This window comes from Flagellimonas sp. 389 (assembly GCF_018449435.1).
GTDB lineage: Bacteria > Bacteroidota > Bacteroidia > Flavobacteriales > Flavobacteriaceae > Flagellimonas.
Genome location: NZ_JAHCMU010000007.1, coordinates 160,156 through 176,307 on the forward strand (window position 1 = coordinate 160,156; position 16,152 = coordinate 176,307).

Below are 16,152 nucleotides of genomic sequence, written 5' to 3' on the forward strand. Positions count from 1 at the left end.
AACTCCTTATTTACAATAAGTTAAAGTCGATTTATCATATTGATAAAATGCACCTAACTATAAGATTACTTTTACAAAAGTAACAGATGATTTTTCAAAAAAATGATTTTTAACACTTAGGGTTTAAGCATATCCATAATGGCATCTATCTCATTTTCGGTGTTATAGAAGTGAAAACTTAAACGAATTCCGTTTCCGCGCAATGCACAGATTACATTTCCTTGTTCCAACTTCTCAAAAAGCTCCCTATCGCCTTTTATATTGAAAATAGTACTGTGTTGATTTCTATTCACAACGCGTTCCTCCAACAATCCCAATGATCTGAAGCCTATTTTTGCTTTAGCCGACAGTTTTTCCAACTGGGCCGTAATATGTTCCATACCAATATTTGCCAAAAAGTTGAGGGAGAATTGAAGGCTGCCAAAATTAAGGGAATCCAAGTGTCCAGGTTCCAAATGTTTACAGAAAGAGATATCCGTTTTCTTGTCTACGTCCCAATCCGCGGAACCGTAACCGATACTTTTAAAATTGAAGTGTGGTTTCGCTTCATCCTTTACCAAAACAAAGCCGTTGCCATAACCTGATAAAAGCCATTTATACGTACTGGTCACTAAAATATCAATTCCCGAATCCTGAAAATCGAATTCTTGTGTGCCACAAAATTGGGTGCCATCGGCCAATATCAGAAGGTCTTGGAATTCTTTTTTTAGTTTTTTCAGAAAGTTAAGGTCTATTTTAATACCATTCACCCACTGTATCAAACTCAGTGCGAGGACATCAATTGTTCCTGTTTTCACCTTTTCGTAAATACGATCTTCTAGGCGTTCGTTGATATCGATATACTCAACCTTAAAATCCCTGGTTTCAAAGGGCCAATTTAAAGATGGATAATCTTCTCTTAGCAAAAGAACATTTTTTTCTCCCTGCAATCCATCCAATACCATATTCAGGCCCAATGTGAAACTTGGTACTAAAGCAATATTTTCTTGTTTGCAATGAAAAAACTTACCAACTGTTTCCTTGACCCCTAACATAACATCAAAACTTTTCATTTTCATATCGCTACCACCTATTAGATAATCAAGGTCGTGCTCTTGGCGCCATTCCATCAAATCTTCATACAACAATCCTGTTGCAGCGGTATTGGCATAGATACATTGGTTTAAGACGGGAAATTTTTTTCTTAGGTTTTGCATTACTACTATTTTGAGCCCATTTGGATTATATTTGTTTATAAAGATAGCCATTCAATGTTATCAAGAAAGAAGCGGAAAGATACAGTTGATTTAGAACAGCATGAATTTCTGGAATATGCTCAAAAACGTGTACGACAAAAAAAGCGACTGTTCTCACATTTTGTTATTTTCCTTATCGGATGTGTGTTTTTGGTTATTGCCAATAAAGTACTTAACTATGGTGACCCCTATGATTGGTCTATCTGGGCTATACTTTTATGGGCGTTTTTGTTCGCTATCCATACATTCAATGTTTTTGTTACCCATAAGTTCATGGGGCAAAACTGGGAGCGAAAGCAACGGGAAAAATTAGTGGCAAAGCAAAAGCAACGCATTACCGAAATTCAAAAAGAAATAGAAACCGATTTTCCGCTATCCAAAATCAATAAAAAAAAAGACCTTTGAAGCAATTGACCATTATTGCAGCGGCTGGGGAAAACAATGCCCTGGGAATAAACAACGACCTTCCTTGGCATTTACCTGATGATTTTAAGCGATTTAAAGCCTTGACCACCGGACATAAAATCATCATGGGGCGCAAAACCCTGGAAAGTTTTCCTAAAGCTTTACCGAACAGGGAACATATCGTAATTACGAGAGATAAAGCATATACCCCTAAATTCCCATGCACATTAGTACACTCCATTACCGATGCCATTGCATTGACAGCTAATACACAACAAGCATTTATCATAGGGGGCGGTGAAATCTATAAGCAAGCTATGGAATTTGCGACAACTATTGAATTGACACGAATCCATGCGTCTTTTGAGGCAGACACTTTTTTTCCGGAAATTGATGAAAGTATTTGGGCTCTCGTCAAAAAGGAACATCACCCAAAGGATGAGAAGCACAATTATGAGTTTACCTATTTGACCTATAGTAAGCGACAGGTTTAAAAATCTTTATACGCTACGGTAACATTATCACCATTTACAAGGTTTTGAAGCACCTCAACATTTGAATTGGAATAAAAGAAATGCTGTACTGTTCCCTTAACTTTTGCCTGTATTTCATTTTGGATCAAAACCGCTTGTGTCTGTCTTGCAACAGCTTCTCCCGAATCTATGATATGAACGTCACTAGGAAGAAAATCTTGTAACAACGGCACTAAATAAGGGTAATGGGTACACCCCAAAACAAGACAGTCAATATTTTTTTGAAGCATTGGACTTATATACTTCCTCAGTAGTTCTTTGGTTTTTTCAGAATTGACCTTACCTGTTTCTATCAACTCTACCAAGCCTGTACCTTCTTGTTCAATTATGGTAATTCCTTCGGTAAATAGTTTTGATGTGTTATGAAATAAACTACTTGAAAGCGTTCCTTTTGTTGCCAAAACACCAACATTCTTGGTCTTTGTTTGCAACGCTGCCGGTTTTATGGCAGGCTCGATTCCAATAAAAGGCACATTGTAATTCTCCCTTAAATAATCAATAGCATTCGTGGTTGCGGTATTACAGGCCACAACAATTAACTTGCAATCCGCTTTTAGAAGAAGTTCTGTATTCTTAATACACAATTTAACTATTTCTTCTTTTGATTTTGTTCCGTATGGTGCATTTTTACTATCTGCTAAGTATATACTATGCTCATTAGGAAGGAGCTTATTTAGTTCTCTCCATATTGAGGTCCCTCCTACACCAGAATCAAAAATACCTATAGGTTTGAGCATCTTCAAATATATGCTTTAGCTATTGAAACAAAAAAACCGCTTTTCCATAGAAAAAGCGGTTTATAAATTTTTATTCAAAAGTTTAAAAACCTAATTCCTGCTTTACTGCCGGAAGCAAATCTTGACCTTTCGCTACTATTAAGCTTAAGCCAGGACTAGCATCGATTACGTATTCAAAACCTTGTGCCGCAGCAACTTTTTCGATAGCTTGTTTTGCCTTGTCCGAAATAGGAGCAAACAATTCTTGTTGCTTCTTTTGCATCTCTTGTACTGCAGCCTGCTCAGCTTCTTGTATATTTTTCTCAAATCCTTGCAACTCTACTGCCCTTTTCTGATTCTCTTCTTCAGATTTAGAAGTGGCCTCATTGGAATATTGAGTATATTTATTCTTAAGCTCAGTCATAGAGCTCTCTATATCTGCCTTATACGTTTCTTGTAATTTTTTAAGCTCAGCTTGAGCAGCTTTCATCTCTGGCATTTCCGATAGCAATTGCTGCACGTTTATGTGTGCTGTCTTGCTTTGCGCATTTACAAAACCAGTAGCTGCAACAAATAAAATTATGGCTACAGCAATCTTCTTTACATTTTTCATGATCTAAGTTACTATTTGAGTATTAATTTAATTTTTATGATTTAATCGAATCCTTTGGTTGTTCTTGTACTTTTTTTCGTTCTTCCAATTTAGCTTTTCTCTTGGCTTCGCGCTCTTCCAATAATTTCTTTCTTCTTTCCTCGTACGCTTTTTTACGTTCTTCTCTCAATTTCAACTGTTCCGCTCTTCTATCTTCTGCCTCTTTAGCTTTCTCTCCCTGTGCTTGTTCGGCTTTTGCCTGTCGCTCTTTTAAAGCTTCACTTATTTCCTTATCCTCTGCAGCTTCCTCATCCCTAAATTTATCCAAACGGTTTTTTTCCTTCTCTTTCCTATTGGATTTACTAACCTTTCTTGTCCTCCCTATCTCTCTTAAAACCAAGTCACTGATATCGTGCCTTTTTTCGGAGTACAACATTACGACATCTGCTGATTTATCAAAAATAAAATCGTATCTTTTATTACCTCCTATTTTTTGGACTTCATTAAAAACTTGATCTTGAATAGGCTGAATCAAAAGTTGCTTTTGCAAAACCAAGTCCCCTTGAGGGCCGAAACGATTTTGTTGGTAATCCAACATTTCAGTTTCCAAAACCTGAATTTCCTCTTCGCGTTCTACAATCAATTCATCTGTTAGAAGAACTTTTTCAGCCATTAAATCCTTCTTCATCTGCTCTACAACGCTTTGCTTTAGCTCAATTTCCTGTTTCCATTTCTGAGCTTTTGTGTTTAGTTGCTCAGTTGCATCCCTATATTCTTCAACATTTTCCAAGATATATTCCATATCCACATAACCAATACGTACTCCTCGTTGAGCAAATCCATGCAAGGACATCATAAAAACTAATAATGGCAAAAGAACTTTGGTATTCATTTTTGATTCCGTTTTGTTACATAGAAAATATCGTGCCAAAATAACTAAATAATTTAAAATGAATTACTTAGAAGCTACAAAAAATTATATTTTCTTTAGGTTAAAACTGCTGCCCAATGATGAAGTGTGTTTCCCAGCCATTTGGACCGACAGAAGTTGGATTTGCATCTGAATCGAAGCCATACCCAAAATCAATGCCCAAAAGACCAAATGCCGGCATAAAAATACGCACCCCCACTCCGGCAGATCTTTTTAATTCAAACGGATTAAAATCAGTAAAATTGTTAAAAGCATTACCAGCCTCTAAAAATGAAAGCGCATAAATTGACGCTGATGGCTTTAAGGTAAGTGGATAGCGCAACTCCATAGAGAACTTGTTATATATTGTACCTCCATCCCTTTCTTGGGTACCTGTAATTGGATTGGTACTAAAAGGTGTTAATGAACTGTTCTCATATCCCCTTAATTGAATGATATCCCTACCATCTAAAGTAAAGTTTCCTAAACCATCTCCCCCTACAAAAAATCGCTCAAAGGGTACATCTCCAATATCGTTGTTGTAGCTACCTAAGAAACCAAATTCCGCATTGGTACGTAATACCAATTTATCTACCAGTCTAGTATACCAATCCCCTTTAAACTTTATCTTGTAAAACTCCAATAATTTAAAGCGTTCCTCTTCCAATCTTTCCAATTCATTACTAAGGTCTACAAACTCACTCTGTTCTTCAATAGAAGTAGAATTAGTACCAATTTCAAAAAGTCTTTCGGTAGCCTCATCTATTCTACTTCTTATCTGTTTGAAGTCTTTACTTCCAAAGAGTGAATAAGGCGGTGTAAATTTTGCAGTGAGCTCAAAATTTGAACCTGATAATGGGAAAATTCGATTTGGCCCTTGGGAACTTCTAGAGATTCCTAACGTATAACTTAAGGAATTTGAACTCCCATTACCAAAATTGAATAGGCCATTATTAAAGTCGTCAAATTGATAAAGTTGATAACTTAACGAATGTGAAATGGTAAAAAAATCGTCTGGCCATTGTACTCTTTTTGCAAGACCTGTGGAGATACCGGTAATTGAAAAGCCTCTGTCCGGATCACGATCAATTCTGCCTCTCTCATCAAAGGAAGTTGCAAACTGCTGGGTTCTTGATAAGGAGAGATTAAAACGTACCGGTTTTTTACCTCCTAACCATGGTTCCGAAAAGTTTAAACTATAAACCCGGAAGGTTCTACTAGCTTGCAAACGCAAAGCCATGGTTTGGCCATCTCCCATAGGAACGGGCTTATAGGCTTCTCCGTTAAAAAGATTTCGTAAGGAAAAATTATTGAACGATAGACCAAGTGTACCGATAAATCCGCCACCACCGATACCTCCTTGCAATTCTATCTGACTAGATCCAGCTTCTACCAAACTATATGCAATATCTACAGTACCAGCATTAGGGTCCGGATTTACAATGTCCGGTACAATCTGTTCCGCATCAAAAAAGCCTAATTGACCAAGTTCCCTGATACTACGTACTATATTGTCTTTACTATATTTTTGACCCGGTCTCGTACGCAGTTCCCTAAAGATTACATGATCATTGGTTTTATCGTTTCCAGAAACCGTAATATGATTCAGGAACGTCTCTTTACCTTCTATAATCCTTATCTCAAAATTTATGGTGTCATTTACCGCAGATACTTCTACAGGGTTAATACTTGAGAAAAGGTAGCCGTTATTTTGATACAAGTTCGTAAGATCTTGTCCGTCTGGTTTGGAATCATCGGCAATTCGTTTTTTGAGTAGCACTCCATTATAGGTGGCACCTTTTCGAATGCCCAATACTTGACTTAATTGTCTATCTGTATAAACCGAGTTTCCAACAAAATTAATATCTCCAAAGTAATATTTATCGCCTTCTTCAACAGTTATTTTTAAATCGATGTTCTTATCGTTCACCTTAACAAAGGTGTCCGATAAAACTCTAGCATCCCTATATCCTCTTTCCGCATAAGCATCGACCAAACTAGAAAGATCTTCTTTATAATCGTCCTTTATATATTTGGATTTCTTCCAAAAACGATAGATTTTTTTCTTTTTGGTTTTCTTTAAAGACTTTGCAAGCCTCTTATCAGAAAGTTTTTCATTGCCTTCAAATTCTATCTTTCTAATTTTTACCTTATCCCCTTTTTTTACGTTGACCACCATACTCTGAGTATTAGTGCCCGTAGTATCTGGAGCAGTGGCTATCGTAACCTTAGCATTGAGGAATCCTTGCTTTTTATATTTGTTCTGTAGGTAGTTTTTAGTATTGGCGATTAAACTTTCGGTTATTTTCTTTCCTTTTTTGAGGTCTGTATCATTAATGATATCCTCTACTTTTCGCTTTTTAACACCAAATACCGTTACCTTGGAAAGCGTGGGGCGTTCTGTAATATTCAACTCTAAGAATATTTTATCACCTTCGATTTTTGTATAGTACATGTCCACATTACTGAACAATTCCAAGCTCCATAATTTTTTTATAACCGCACTTATCTCATCACCAGGAACCGTAATAGGCTGTCCCACACGTAGACCTGTGTAGGTGACAACAGTCTGTTCATTGTAACTTTGAAGTCCAGTTACCGACAATCCACCTAAAATATACTTTTTCCCATCCTCAAAAGATGTCTCTTGTGAGAAACTTTGGGCGGTAAAAAGAAGTAGGAGTAGTAGTTTTAGGTATAGTTTAATAGGATTTTGGTTATCCTTAATTGAGTTGTTCGCTAGTTTTTCCAAATCGTCGTTCTCTATTTTGGTAACTTAATATTGCCTCTACCAAATGATGCTCTCTAAAATCGGGCCAAAATACATCAATAAAATATAATTCGGCGTATGCAATCTGCCAAAGTAAAAAATTGCTTATTCTATGTTCTCCGCTGGTACGGATAAGCAAGTCTACGTCTGGCAAAAAATGCGTGTAAAGATGAGTATTTATAACGGCTTCATCAATATTATCAGGTGAAATTATATTATTTTTAACTTTGATAGCAATCTCTTTTACAGCAAGTTCAATCTCTTCCCTAGAGCCATAACTCAAAGCTAAAGTGAGGGTCATTCCTGTATTTTCACTTGTTTTTGAAATAACTTCTGCAAGTTCTTTTTGTGCTTTGGACGGCAAAGAATTTATATTACCTATAGCACTTAGTTTTATATTATTCTTGTCAAGAGTTTTTAACTCTTTTCTAAGAGAAGAAACCAAAAGCTTCATTAATGTTTCTACCTCAATTTTAGGTCGCTTCCAATTTTCGGTAGAAAAAGCATATAAGGTTAAAAACTGTATTTGGAGCTTAGCACAGTTTTCAACCGTTTTTCTTACGGCTTCCACACCATTCTGATGCCCAAAAACCCTAAGTTTTCCACGTTGCTTGGCCCATCTGCCGTTACCATCCATGATAACTGCAACATGCTTTGGAAGCTTGTCTGCGTTTACGTCTTTTAAGGTATTCATTTATTCAAAACAATCCTGGCAAGGTTTACGCCCAAAGGTATACGTTAATGTAATACCTGAGAAGACGTACCAGTCATCGCTTAAAATATTCCCAAATCTAAATTGCTGAAAATTGGAACCTTCAGGATTGCTTCCGTCCAAATTGTCCGTAAACGTATACCTTGCCCCAATCTCTGCACCAAGAATCAAGAATTGATTTAACCGATACTTTGCACCCACCGTCATTGGAATTGCAAAACTACCTTCTTTTTGGTTAATATCCTGCACTTGGTTGGCATCAAAATAATTAAAATCATACCTAAAGTATGTAACACCCGTGTATAGATAAGGTGTAAAGGCAGGTCCGAGCTTATGAAGATTGTACTCTACAAAGTTAAATTCTATGCCAGCAGAGGCTTCTAGAACAGAATTATCGATAACATATCCACGTTGTTCTCTTGAAGATTTACTCGATTTTGAATCATCTGCAGTAAAACTTCCGTACGTCACGCTTCCACGCCACGCATATCTTTTGCTCTTGTTCCATTTAAAAATACCACCAAAAGCAGGTCCCGAAGGCAATATGTAATTTGTTCTCCCTACATCACCGATTACATTGGCACCACCAGCAAAAACACCAATCTCATAAGTTTGAGCATTGACCTTAAACGCGAAGCACAATAAAACAGCCAAAACTATTCGCATACTATCTATAAATTATACATATTAGGGTAAAGGAAGGTCTATAGGGTACGATGTTATAAAAGTTCTCTTTTGTTAAACAGATTTTAGCTTCTTTTATTGTTTTTGAAAGGGTCAATTACGTTTATCTTGACCCCAAAGCAATTTGTTCCGAAGTGTTTTTAAAAAACTTTCCGATTTGTATTCAATCATTTTAATAGTGAAACCTGATTTTTGTACTTTAATTTCCTTTCCATTGGGTATACTTGCTATTCTGGAATCCAAAGAAACCAAATGATGCTCTTCTCTTCCGGACACCCTTAATCTAATCTCGGTATCGTCTGAAATAACCAAAGGTCGGGCATTTAAATTATGAGGGGCAATAGGGGTTAAAACCAATGATCTTGCAGAGGGCTCTATAACGGGGCCGCCACAACTTAAAGAGTAGCCCGTAGAACCCGTTGGAGTAGAAATAATTAAGCCATCCGCCCAGTACGAAGTTAGATATTCATCGTTCAAATAGGTCTCAACGGTTATCATGGAAGTCGTATCCTTTCGACTGACCGTAATTTCGTTCAAGGCAAAATTAAGCTCTCCAAATTCAGTCAAATCTGAACTTAGTACAACTTCTATTAAACTTCGTTCCTCGATTTTGTAATGGTCCGCAACGAATTCCTTCACCACTTTACGTACATCTTCTTTTTTAAAAGTGGACAAAAACCCTAATCTTCCTGTATTAACACCAACAATTGGAATCCCTAAATCCTTCACATAGGTTACGGCCCTGAGCATGGTACCATCACCACCAAAACTCACGAACATATCAAAAGAATCATCCAAACCAGAGGTTTGCGTAAATGTTCCATAACCTGGTTCTAGATTATGTTCAGCTACCAATTGGCTAAACTCTTCTTCAATGTAAACGGAGGATTCTACTCCCTTGAGCTCATCCAAAAGCTCCATAACACAGGTCTTGTCCTGTTCATGAAAGGTCTGACCGTAGATAGCGACTTTCATGTTATACGTTAAGGTATTTCTCTAGGTAGTCGGAGCGTTGTTTAAGATCCTCAAGGAATTGGTCATCACTGTTACCAAAAATTATGGTGTAGTTGTAACGCCTAAAGGTTTGGGCTACTTCATTTAGATTTAAAGTTCCTACTTTTAACGTAATCTGTACCACATCATTCCTTGAATCAGTAATAAATGCTCCCAACAAACGGGCATTATTGCTTTCAACTATTTGGGCGATTTCACTGAATGAGTAATCTTTTATTCCTGTTGCCACCACTAAAATTCCGCCAGGTTCTCTAAAAAAAGGAGTATCGATAAAGACCGAAACAATATCTTCCAAGTCGTAATATCCTATAATAATATTATCGTCATCCAATACGGGGAGGACATTAGCCTCATTTCTTGAAAACAATTCCAAAAGATCTAACCAAGCTGTTTGTTTTGTAACAAAAAAAGTTTCCAGCTCAACCCTAAAGTCTTCAATTTTTTTATCTGGCTCAAAGCATGCCAGATCATTATCGGACAGTACGCCAAGGTAAACCCCATTCTCCGTAACCGCTACATGGGAAAATGTAGTTTCTTCAAAAAACTGAATGACCTCTTCCAAAGTCTCGGTGACCTCAAAAATGGGTATTGTTGTTATTATTTGATCTTGAATCTGCATTATGCTCGTATTATGTGCAAAATAGTAATTTAAAATCGCAAAAGGTATGCCTAATTCTTATTTTTGACGTTCTAAATTTGTATTCATGACAAAACTAAGCGTTAACATCAATAAACTGGCAACGCTGCGAAATTCTAGAGGGGGCAATATGCCAAACCTGATAAAATCCGCAACAGATATTGAATCCTTTGGCGCACAAGGAATAACCATACATCCAAGACCCGATGAAAGACATATTCACTACCAAGATGCTCATGATTTAAAGAACGTAGTCACTACAGAATTCAATATAGAGGGAAATCCAATTCCCAAGTTTATAGATATGGTATTGGCCATAAAGCCCACTCAGGTAACCTTGGTGCCAGACGCGGAAGATGCAATAACGTCCAACGCGGGTTGGGACACCATAAAACATAAAGATTTTTTGATTGAAGTCATCAAAACTTTCAAGGAGAATGGAATTCGGACTTCCATTTTTGTAGACCCTGATGCGGATATGGTCGAAGGAGCCTTTAAAGTTGGAACCGATAGAATTGAACTGTACACCGAGAGTTTTGCAAAAGAATTTTCTGAAGGAAAAAAAACAGAAAGCATTCAATCTTTTATCGCTGCAGCAGAAAAAGCAAACAAATTAGGATTGGGCATTAACGCAGGACATGATTTAAATCTGGACAACATTAAGTTTTTTAAAGAACATATCCCAAATTTGTTGGAAGTATCCATTGGTCATGCGCTTATATGTGAGTCGATCTATCTTGGACTGGAAAATGTCATCAACATGTACTTACACCGATTAAAATAATGGAACTGCTACATTCAAAGATACTGGGAGAAGGAAAACCTTTGTTGATTCTACATGGTTTTTTGGGGATGTCCGATAATTGGAAAACGCTAGGAAATCAATATGCTGAAAATGGCTACCAAGTCCATCTTATAGACCAACGAAATCATGGAAAAAGCTTCCACTCCATTCATTTTGATTATGATGTGATGAGTGAAGATTTGATAAGTTACATGAATCATCTTCAGATTGATAAAGCTGCCGTTATTGGACATTCCATGGGCGGAAAAACAGCCATGCAACTCGCAACGTCCAAACCAAAATTGGTATCAAAACTGATTGTTGCCGACATTTCGCCAAAATACTACCCTCCGCATCACCAACCTATTCTTGATGCATTACAAGAATTGGACTTTAATAAAATCACAAGCAGAAAAGAAGCGGACGAAGTGCTTTCCAAAAACATAACAGATTTTGGAACCCGCCAATTTCTATTGAAGAACCTTTACTGGGTAGCACAAAAAAAGCTTGGACTTCGCTTTAATATGGAAGTCCTAAAAGATAAAATGGACGAAATAGGGGAAAATATCAGTTCTACAGCTAATTATGAAGGTCCTACCCTATTTCTCCGCGGAGATCGTTCCGAATATATTCAGGCTAGTGACTTTCCAGAAATTAAAAAACACTTTCCAAATGCTTTAATTGAAATGGTTGAAAATGCAGGTCACTGGCTACATGCAGAAAACCCAAAACAGTTTTTTCAATTTACGGTCAAGTTTCTAAATTCATAAAAATTGACCGTTTTTATTATGCATGCATAATTTTTTTACCCATTTAATTGGCTGTATAACAAATTTAATATAGATTTGGTTAATTCTGGTTTAACCATAATTTAACATAAGTTAACTCTAACAGCTACTTAACATGAAAAAAATTTATGCCTTATTCCCTCTATTAGGTTTGTTCCTAATCGCATGTAGTGATGATGACACTGATGGAACCACTGTTGACCCAACTCCACCGGACCCGATTGTTTATACTTCGGGAACTGCAGACTTTTCAAATTATGTTGCGGTAGGAAATTCACTTACGGCAGGTTTTTCGGATAATGCCTTGTTTAGGGCAGGCCAAGAAGCTTCGTTCCCAAATATGCTTGCTACGAATTTTGCCTTAGCAGGTGGTGGTGCTTTCGAAATACCATTTATGGCAGACAATCTTGGTGGTGCAACGATAAACGGCTCCCCAGAAATTCCCAACAGGTTCATTTTGCTTTTTACGGCGAATGGTCCTGTACCCACAGTAAAAGCTGGTGTAGGAACTACCGAAATAACGGATAAATTATCAGGCACATTTAATAATATGGGAGTTCCAGGCTCTAAAAGTTACGAATTATTGGCACCAGGCTATGGTAGTTTGGCTGGTCTAGCCGTAGATGCTGCCAACCCTTACTTTGTACGATTTTCATCTGGAGAGGCTGCTACTGTAATTGGTGATGCTGCCGATCAAAACCCAAGCTTTTTCTCTTTATGGACAGGTTCCAATGATATCCTCTTGTACGCAACCAGTGGTGGCACAGGAACTTTTCAAGCTGATCCTATGGTGAGTCCAATGGATTATGCCAGAAACGATATTACCAACCCAACAGTATTTGCAGGTGTTATAAATAGTGCGTTAGAAGCGTTGACTGCTGGTGGGGCAGATGGAGTAATCGCCAATTTGCCCAATGTTACCGATATACCGTTCTTTACAACGGTTCCTTTTGCTCCTTTAGACCCAACCAATCCTGCATTTGGGGCACAAATCCCTGCGCTTAACGCTCAATTTGCTGGATTGAATTTAGTTTTCCAGGCACTTATGGTTCCCGAAAGACAGTTTATCTTTTCAGAAACCGCTGCCAGTCCTGTCATCATTAAAGATGAAAACCTTCCTAATTTATCTGCTCAAATAACTGGAGCTTTGATTATGAACGGTGTCGATGAAGCAACGGCAGGTTTAACTGGTCTTTTGTATGGACAGGCCAGACCTGCAAACGAAAATGATTTATTGGTTCTGCCCAGTAGACAAATAATTGCTGAAGCCAATGAAGAAGCTATAGCAATGTTAACAGGCATGAATGTCCCAGAAGAAACAGCAGCCCAATTGGCAGTGAATGGAGTTACATTCCCACTTGAAGACCAATGGGTAGTGACGCCAGAAGAACAAGAAGAAATAGAAACTGCTTTAACGGCATATAACCAAACTATAGAAACGCTTGCCACGCAATACAATCTAGCTCTCGTAGATATAAATTCATTGTTGACCGAGTTACGCGCAAGTGGTATTACACTGGCAGATGGTTCCGTGGTTACTTCTACTTTTGGAACTGGTGGTGGATTCTCATTGGACGGGGTACATCCTTCACCAAGAGGGTATGCGATTATAGCAAATGCCTTTGTAGCTGCCATAAACGAAAAATTTGGCTCTAACCTTCCAGGTGTAAATCCATTGGATTTTACAGGACTTTATATTGACTAGATACAGTTTTATTTAAGTATATTGAAAGCACCGTTTAAAAAACGGTGCTTTTTTAATTTAAAACCAATAGATATGAAACTTATTTTAAGGCTCTTGCTGAATGCCCTAGCAGTAATCATTCTTTCTTATGTACTACCAGGAGTTGGAGTGGATTCGATTACAACAGCGATTATCGTTGCACTCGTTCTCAGTATTTTAAACTTTATAGTAAAACCTATTCTCGTTATACTGACATTACCGATCACCATACTCACTTTAGGCCTGTTCTTATTGATTATCAACGCCATTATCATCTTAATAGCAGCTGAGTTTATTTCAGGTTTTCAGGTTTCCAGTATTTGGTGGGCCATCATTTTCAGTCTTCTGCTTTCATTTTTACAGTCAATTTTACAGTCGATTTTAAAAGAGGACAAAAAGAAATGATTCGCTTTGGTATTCAACACTTTAAAAAGTTGCTGCAAACAAGAAAATATATTACTTTTGCCACCCATTTTTGAATAGCAAAATAGGTAAGAGATGAACATTACTAAAGAGCAGATTGACGAGCTTAATGCAGTTGTAAAAGTTGCCATAAGCAAGGATGATTACCAAGATAAAGTTGAGAAAATTCTAAAAGACTACAGAAAACAGGCTAACATTCCCGGTTTTCGAAAAGGTCAGGTACCTATGGGCCTTATAAAAAAGCAATATGGAAAATCCGTATTGGTCGATGAAGTAAACAAACTACTTCAAGATAATCTTAATAAATATCTTACCGAAGAGAAATTAGATGTATTGGGCAACCCTCTACCCAAGCAACAGGATGATTTTGATTGGGACAATGAAAATCTTGATTTTGAATTTGAACTTGGTTTGGCCCCTAGTTTTGATGTTCAGGTGAAGACCAAGAAAGCGATTACCCAATACAAAATCGTTGCCGACAAAAAAATGATAGGGGAGCAAGTAGACCGCATCCAAAAACAGTACGGGAAATTGGTTTCTAAAACTGAGGTAGGGAAATTGGATGAAGTCACTGGTACTTTCGCTAATGAAACAGAAGAAATAGAGCACAAAACCACTATTGAACTAGATAAGATCAAAAGCAAAAAAGCTATTGATGCGCTGAACGGCAAAAAAGTTGGAGAATCGGTTACACTTAAGACCAAAGGCCTTTTTAAGGAAGATTATTTGCTTTCTAGCGCTCTTGGAATTGACAAGGAAAAAGCAGATAAACTAAATATAGAGGTTTCCTTTACCATTGAAGAAATCAACGAAAGAGAGCCTGCTGCATTGGACCAAGAGCTTTTTGACAAATTGTTCGGCAAAGACAATGTAAAATCAGAAAAGGAATTAAAGGAAAAAATAAAAGAAGATTCCGAAAAACAGTTTGAGCAACAATCCGATCAAAAACTGCTAAACGACATTACGGAAAAACTTATCGATAACACCAAGTTTGATTTACCAGCAGACTTTCTAAGAAAATGGATTCAAATCAGTGGTGAAAACCCATTGTCTGATGATGAAGCCAAAGAAGAGTTTGAAAAATCTGAAAAAGGACTTCGTTACCAACTCATCGAAGGGAAAATAATTAGAGATAACGACCTTCAAGTTCAAATGGACGAGCTGAAGGAATTTGCAAAAGGTTTCATTAAATCACAAATGGCACAGTACGGTCACCTAGACCCACAAGAAGAAGAATTGGAAAATATAGCCATGCGTGTTCTTGGCAACCAAGATGAAGTAAAAAGACTGTCGGAACAGTTAATGAGTCAAAAACTGTTGGATTTCTATAAAGAAAATGCCAACCTTAAAGTAAAGGAAGTCACTTACGATGATTTCGTAAAGGAAGCTTACAGCTAAAGTCAAGCTAAAAGAAAATTGAGTATCTTTATAGTGCCGAAAATTATAATTTTCGGCACCTTTTTTTAAAGCAAATTCGAAAAAAATTCTATGGATTACGGAACAGAATTTAAAAAATACGCCACCAAACATCATGGGATAAATAGTATGTACTACGACCAAATCATGAGCAGTATGTATCCTATGAACATGACCCCTAACATTATTGAGGAAAGACAGCTCAATGCAATTGCAATGGATGTCTTCTCCAGGTTAATGATGGACCGCATTATATTTTTGGGCACAGGTATCAACGACCAAGTTGCCAATATCGTACAGGCACAGTTACTCTTTTTAGAAAGTGCAGATGCTGTAAAGGATATCCAAATCTACATTAATTCCCCTGGCGGAAGCGTTTATGCCGGGTTGGGAATTTATGACACCATGCAGTTTATAAAACCAGATGTGGCCACCATATGTACGGGAATAGCAGCCTCTATGGCCGCTGTACTGTTGTGCGCAGGACAGGAAGGGAAAAGAAGTGGCCTTACCCATTCTAGAGTAATGATCCACCAACCGTTATCTGGAGCTCAAGGACAGGCAAGTGATATTGAAATTGCAGCAAAAGAAGTTCTTAAAATAAAGGATGAATTATATCAAATCATATCCAACCACTCAGGTCAAACTTTTGACAAAGTATATGAAGATAGTGACAGAGATTACTGGATGAAGGCGGAAGAGGCCAAAAAATATGGTATGATCGATGAAATTTTGGTAAGGGAAACATCCTAAATCCGACTATTTTCGTCGGAAAATGGAGCTTTAATACACGTCAAACCCCAATTTTTT

Annotated in this window: 17 protein-coding genes; 8 read left to right on the forward strand and 9 right to left on the reverse strand. The window is 37.4% G+C overall.

The genetic code is table 11. The features are described from left to right. Positions 1-116 precede the first annotated feature (116 nt). Complete coding sequence (locus KIM67_RS08010) at positions 117-1,196, reverse strand: aminotransferase class V-fold PLP-dependent enzyme (protein ID WP_213830814.1); 1,080 nt, start codon at positions 1,194-1,196, stop codon at positions 117-119. A 54-nt stretch (positions 1,197-1,250) separates the two neighbouring features. On the opposite strand from KIM67_RS08010, the gene KIM67_RS08015 reads away from it, so the two are divergent. Next, positions 1,251-1,640: a 2TM domain-containing protein gene (locus KIM67_RS08015; RefSeq protein ID WP_213830815.1), complete on the forward strand. Its 390-nt coding sequence runs from the start codon at positions 1,251-1,253 to the stop codon at positions 1,638-1,640. Next, positions 1,637-2,134: a dihydrofolate reductase gene (locus KIM67_RS08020; protein WP_213830816.1), complete on the forward strand. Its 498-nt coding sequence runs from the start codon at positions 1,637-1,639 to the stop codon at positions 2,132-2,134. Before KIM67_RS08015 ends, KIM67_RS08020 begins: the two co-directional genes overlap by 4 nt. Here the strand turns inward: KIM67_RS08020 and murI are convergent. The 8 genes from murI to KIM67_RS08060 all read right to left on the reverse strand — a co-directional run bounded on the left by murI (position 2,131) and on the right by KIM67_RS08060 (position 10,190). Then, the gene (murI, locus tag KIM67_RS08025) at positions 2,131-2,910 is read right to left on the reverse strand and encodes a glutamate racemase (RefSeq protein ID WP_213830817.1); all 780 of its coding nucleotides are present in this window, start codon (positions 2,908-2,910) and stop codon (positions 2,131-2,133) included. The two genes, KIM67_RS08020 and murI, sit on opposite strands and share 4 nt — an antisense overlap. Positions 2,911-2,992: 82 nt before the next feature. Beyond that, positions 2,993-3,502, reverse strand: coding sequence for an OmpH family outer membrane protein (locus KIM67_RS08030; protein WP_213830818.1), 510 nt, complete (start codon positions 3,500-3,502; stop codon positions 2,993-2,995). Between the two features lie 34 nt (positions 3,503-3,536). Continuing rightward, positions 3,537-4,373 (reverse strand): OmpH family outer membrane protein, encoded by an 837-nt coding sequence (locus tag KIM67_RS08035; protein WP_213830819.1) that lies wholly within the window; start codon positions 4,371-4,373, stop codon positions 3,537-3,539. Positions 4,374-4,473: 100 nt separating this feature from the next. Beyond that, positions 4,474-7,143 carry an outer membrane protein assembly factor gene (locus KIM67_RS08040; RefSeq protein ID WP_213830820.1) on the reverse strand — a complete coding sequence of 890 codons (2,670 nt, stop codon included), beginning with the start codon at positions 7,141-7,143 and terminating at the stop codon, positions 4,474-4,476. Continuing rightward, positions 7,115-7,855: an isoprenyl transferase gene (locus KIM67_RS08045; RefSeq protein ID WP_213830821.1), complete on the reverse strand. Its 741-nt coding sequence runs from the start codon at positions 7,853-7,855 to the stop codon at positions 7,115-7,117. The genes KIM67_RS08040 and KIM67_RS08045 overlap by 29 nt, the downstream gene beginning before the upstream one ends. Further along, positions 7,856-8,539, reverse strand: coding sequence for a DUF6089 family protein (locus KIM67_RS08050; protein ID WP_213830822.1), 684 nt, complete (start codon positions 8,537-8,539; stop codon positions 7,856-7,858). 111 nt (positions 8,540-8,650) lie between these two features. Continuing rightward, the gene (locus KIM67_RS08055; protein WP_213830823.1) at positions 8,651-9,532 is read right to left on the reverse strand and encodes an NAD kinase; all 882 of its coding nucleotides are present in this window, start codon (positions 9,530-9,532) and stop codon (positions 8,651-8,653) included. A 1-nt stretch (position 9,533) separates the two neighbouring features. Beyond that, positions 9,534-10,190 carry a CBS domain-containing protein gene (locus tag KIM67_RS08060; RefSeq protein WP_213830824.1) on the reverse strand — a complete coding sequence of 219 codons (657 nt, stop codon included), beginning with the start codon at positions 10,188-10,190 and terminating at the stop codon, positions 9,534-9,536. Between the two features lie 85 nt (positions 10,191-10,275). Between KIM67_RS08060 and KIM67_RS08065 the strand changes: the two genes are divergently transcribed. The 6 genes from KIM67_RS08065 to clpP all read left to right on the forward strand — a co-directional run bounded on the left by KIM67_RS08065 (position 10,276) and on the right by clpP (position 16,095). Beyond that, a complete protein-coding gene (locus KIM67_RS08065; RefSeq protein ID WP_213830825.1) occupies positions 10,276-10,992 on the forward strand; it encodes a pyridoxine 5'-phosphate synthase in 717 nt (238 codons plus the stop codon). Beyond that, positions 10,992-11,762 carry an alpha/beta fold hydrolase gene (locus KIM67_RS08070; RefSeq protein WP_213830826.1) on the forward strand — a complete coding sequence of 257 codons (771 nt, stop codon included), beginning with the start codon at positions 10,992-10,994 and terminating at the stop codon, positions 11,760-11,762. The genes KIM67_RS08065 and KIM67_RS08070 overlap by 1 nt, the downstream gene beginning before the upstream one ends. Before the next feature lie 133 nt (positions 11,763-11,895). Beyond that, a complete protein-coding gene (locus KIM67_RS08075; RefSeq protein WP_213830827.1) occupies positions 11,896-13,485 on the forward strand; it encodes an SGNH/GDSL hydrolase family protein in 1,590 nt (529 codons plus the stop codon). A 72-nt stretch (positions 13,486-13,557) separates the two neighbouring features. Then, complete coding sequence (locus KIM67_RS08080; protein WP_213830828.1) at positions 13,558-13,908, forward strand: phage holin family protein; 351 nt, start codon at positions 13,558-13,560, stop codon at positions 13,906-13,908. Between the two features lie 93 nt (positions 13,909-14,001). Continuing rightward, positions 14,002-15,324 carry a trigger factor gene (gene tig / locus KIM67_RS08085; protein WP_213830829.1) on the forward strand — a complete coding sequence of 441 codons (1,323 nt, stop codon included), beginning with the start codon at positions 14,002-14,004 and terminating at the stop codon, positions 15,322-15,324. Positions 15,325-15,414: 90 nt separating this feature from the next. Further along, the gene (clpP, locus tag KIM67_RS08090) at positions 15,415-16,095 is read left to right on the forward strand and encodes an ATP-dependent Clp endopeptidase proteolytic subunit ClpP (protein ID WP_163416456.1); all 681 of its coding nucleotides are present in this window, start codon (positions 15,415-15,417) and stop codon (positions 16,093-16,095) included. Positions 16,096-16,152: the final 57 nt, after the last annotated feature.

What these genes read in the sequence shown, in the direction of transcription:
- KIM67_RS08015 (WP_213830815.1), top strand. Translation starts at nt 1,251, where the DNA reads ATGTTATCAAGAAAGAAGCGGAAAGATACAGTTGATTTAGAACAGCAT.
- KIM67_RS08045 (WP_213830821.1), bottom strand. Translation starts at nt 7,855, where the DNA reads ATGAATACCTTAAAAGACGTAAACGCAGACAAGCTTCCAAAGCATGTT.
- KIM67_RS08060 (WP_213830824.1), bottom strand. Translation starts at nt 10,190, where the DNA reads ATGCAGATTCAAGATCAAATAATAACAACAATACCCATTTTTGAGGTC.
- KIM67_RS08075 (WP_213830827.1), top strand. Translation starts at nt 11,896, where the DNA reads ATGAAAAAAATTTATGCCTTATTCCCTCTATTAGGTTTGTTCCTAATC.
- KIM67_RS08050 (WP_213830822.1), bottom strand. Translation starts at nt 8,539, where the DNA reads ATGCGAATAGTTTTGGCTGTTTTATTGTGCTTCGCGTTTAAGGTCAAT.
- KIM67_RS08055 (WP_213830823.1), bottom strand. Translation starts at nt 9,532, where the DNA reads ATGAAAGTCGCTATCTACGGTCAGACCTTTCATGAACAGGACAAGACC.
- clpP (WP_163416456.1), top strand. Translation starts at nt 15,415, where the DNA reads ATGGATTACGGAACAGAATTTAAAAAATACGCCACCAAACATCATGGG.
- KIM67_RS08065 (WP_213830825.1), top strand. Translation starts at nt 10,276, where the DNA reads ATGACAAAACTAAGCGTTAACATCAATAAACTGGCAACGCTGCGAAAT.
- tig (WP_213830829.1), top strand. Translation starts at nt 14,002, where the DNA reads ATGAACATTACTAAAGAGCAGATTGACGAGCTTAATGCAGTTGTAAAA.
- KIM67_RS08080 (WP_213830828.1), top strand. Translation starts at nt 13,558, where the DNA reads ATGAAACTTATTTTAAGGCTCTTGCTGAATGCCCTAGCAGTAATCATT.
- KIM67_RS08010 (WP_213830814.1), bottom strand. Translation starts at nt 1,196, where the DNA reads ATGCAAAACCTAAGAAAAAAATTTCCCGTCTTAAACCAATGTATCTAT.
- KIM67_RS08030 (WP_213830818.1), bottom strand. Translation starts at nt 3,502, where the DNA reads ATGAAAAATGTAAAGAAGATTGCTGTAGCCATAATTTTATTTGTTGCA.
- KIM67_RS08070 (WP_213830826.1), top strand. Translation starts at nt 10,992, where the DNA reads ATGGAACTGCTACATTCAAAGATACTGGGAGAAGGAAAACCTTTGTTG.
- murI (WP_213830817.1), bottom strand. Translation starts at nt 2,910, where the DNA reads ATGCTCAAACCTATAGGTATTTTTGATTCTGGTGTAGGAGGGACCTCA.
- KIM67_RS08035 (WP_213830819.1), bottom strand. Translation starts at nt 4,373, where the DNA reads ATGAATACCAAAGTTCTTTTGCCATTATTAGTTTTTATGATGTCCTTG.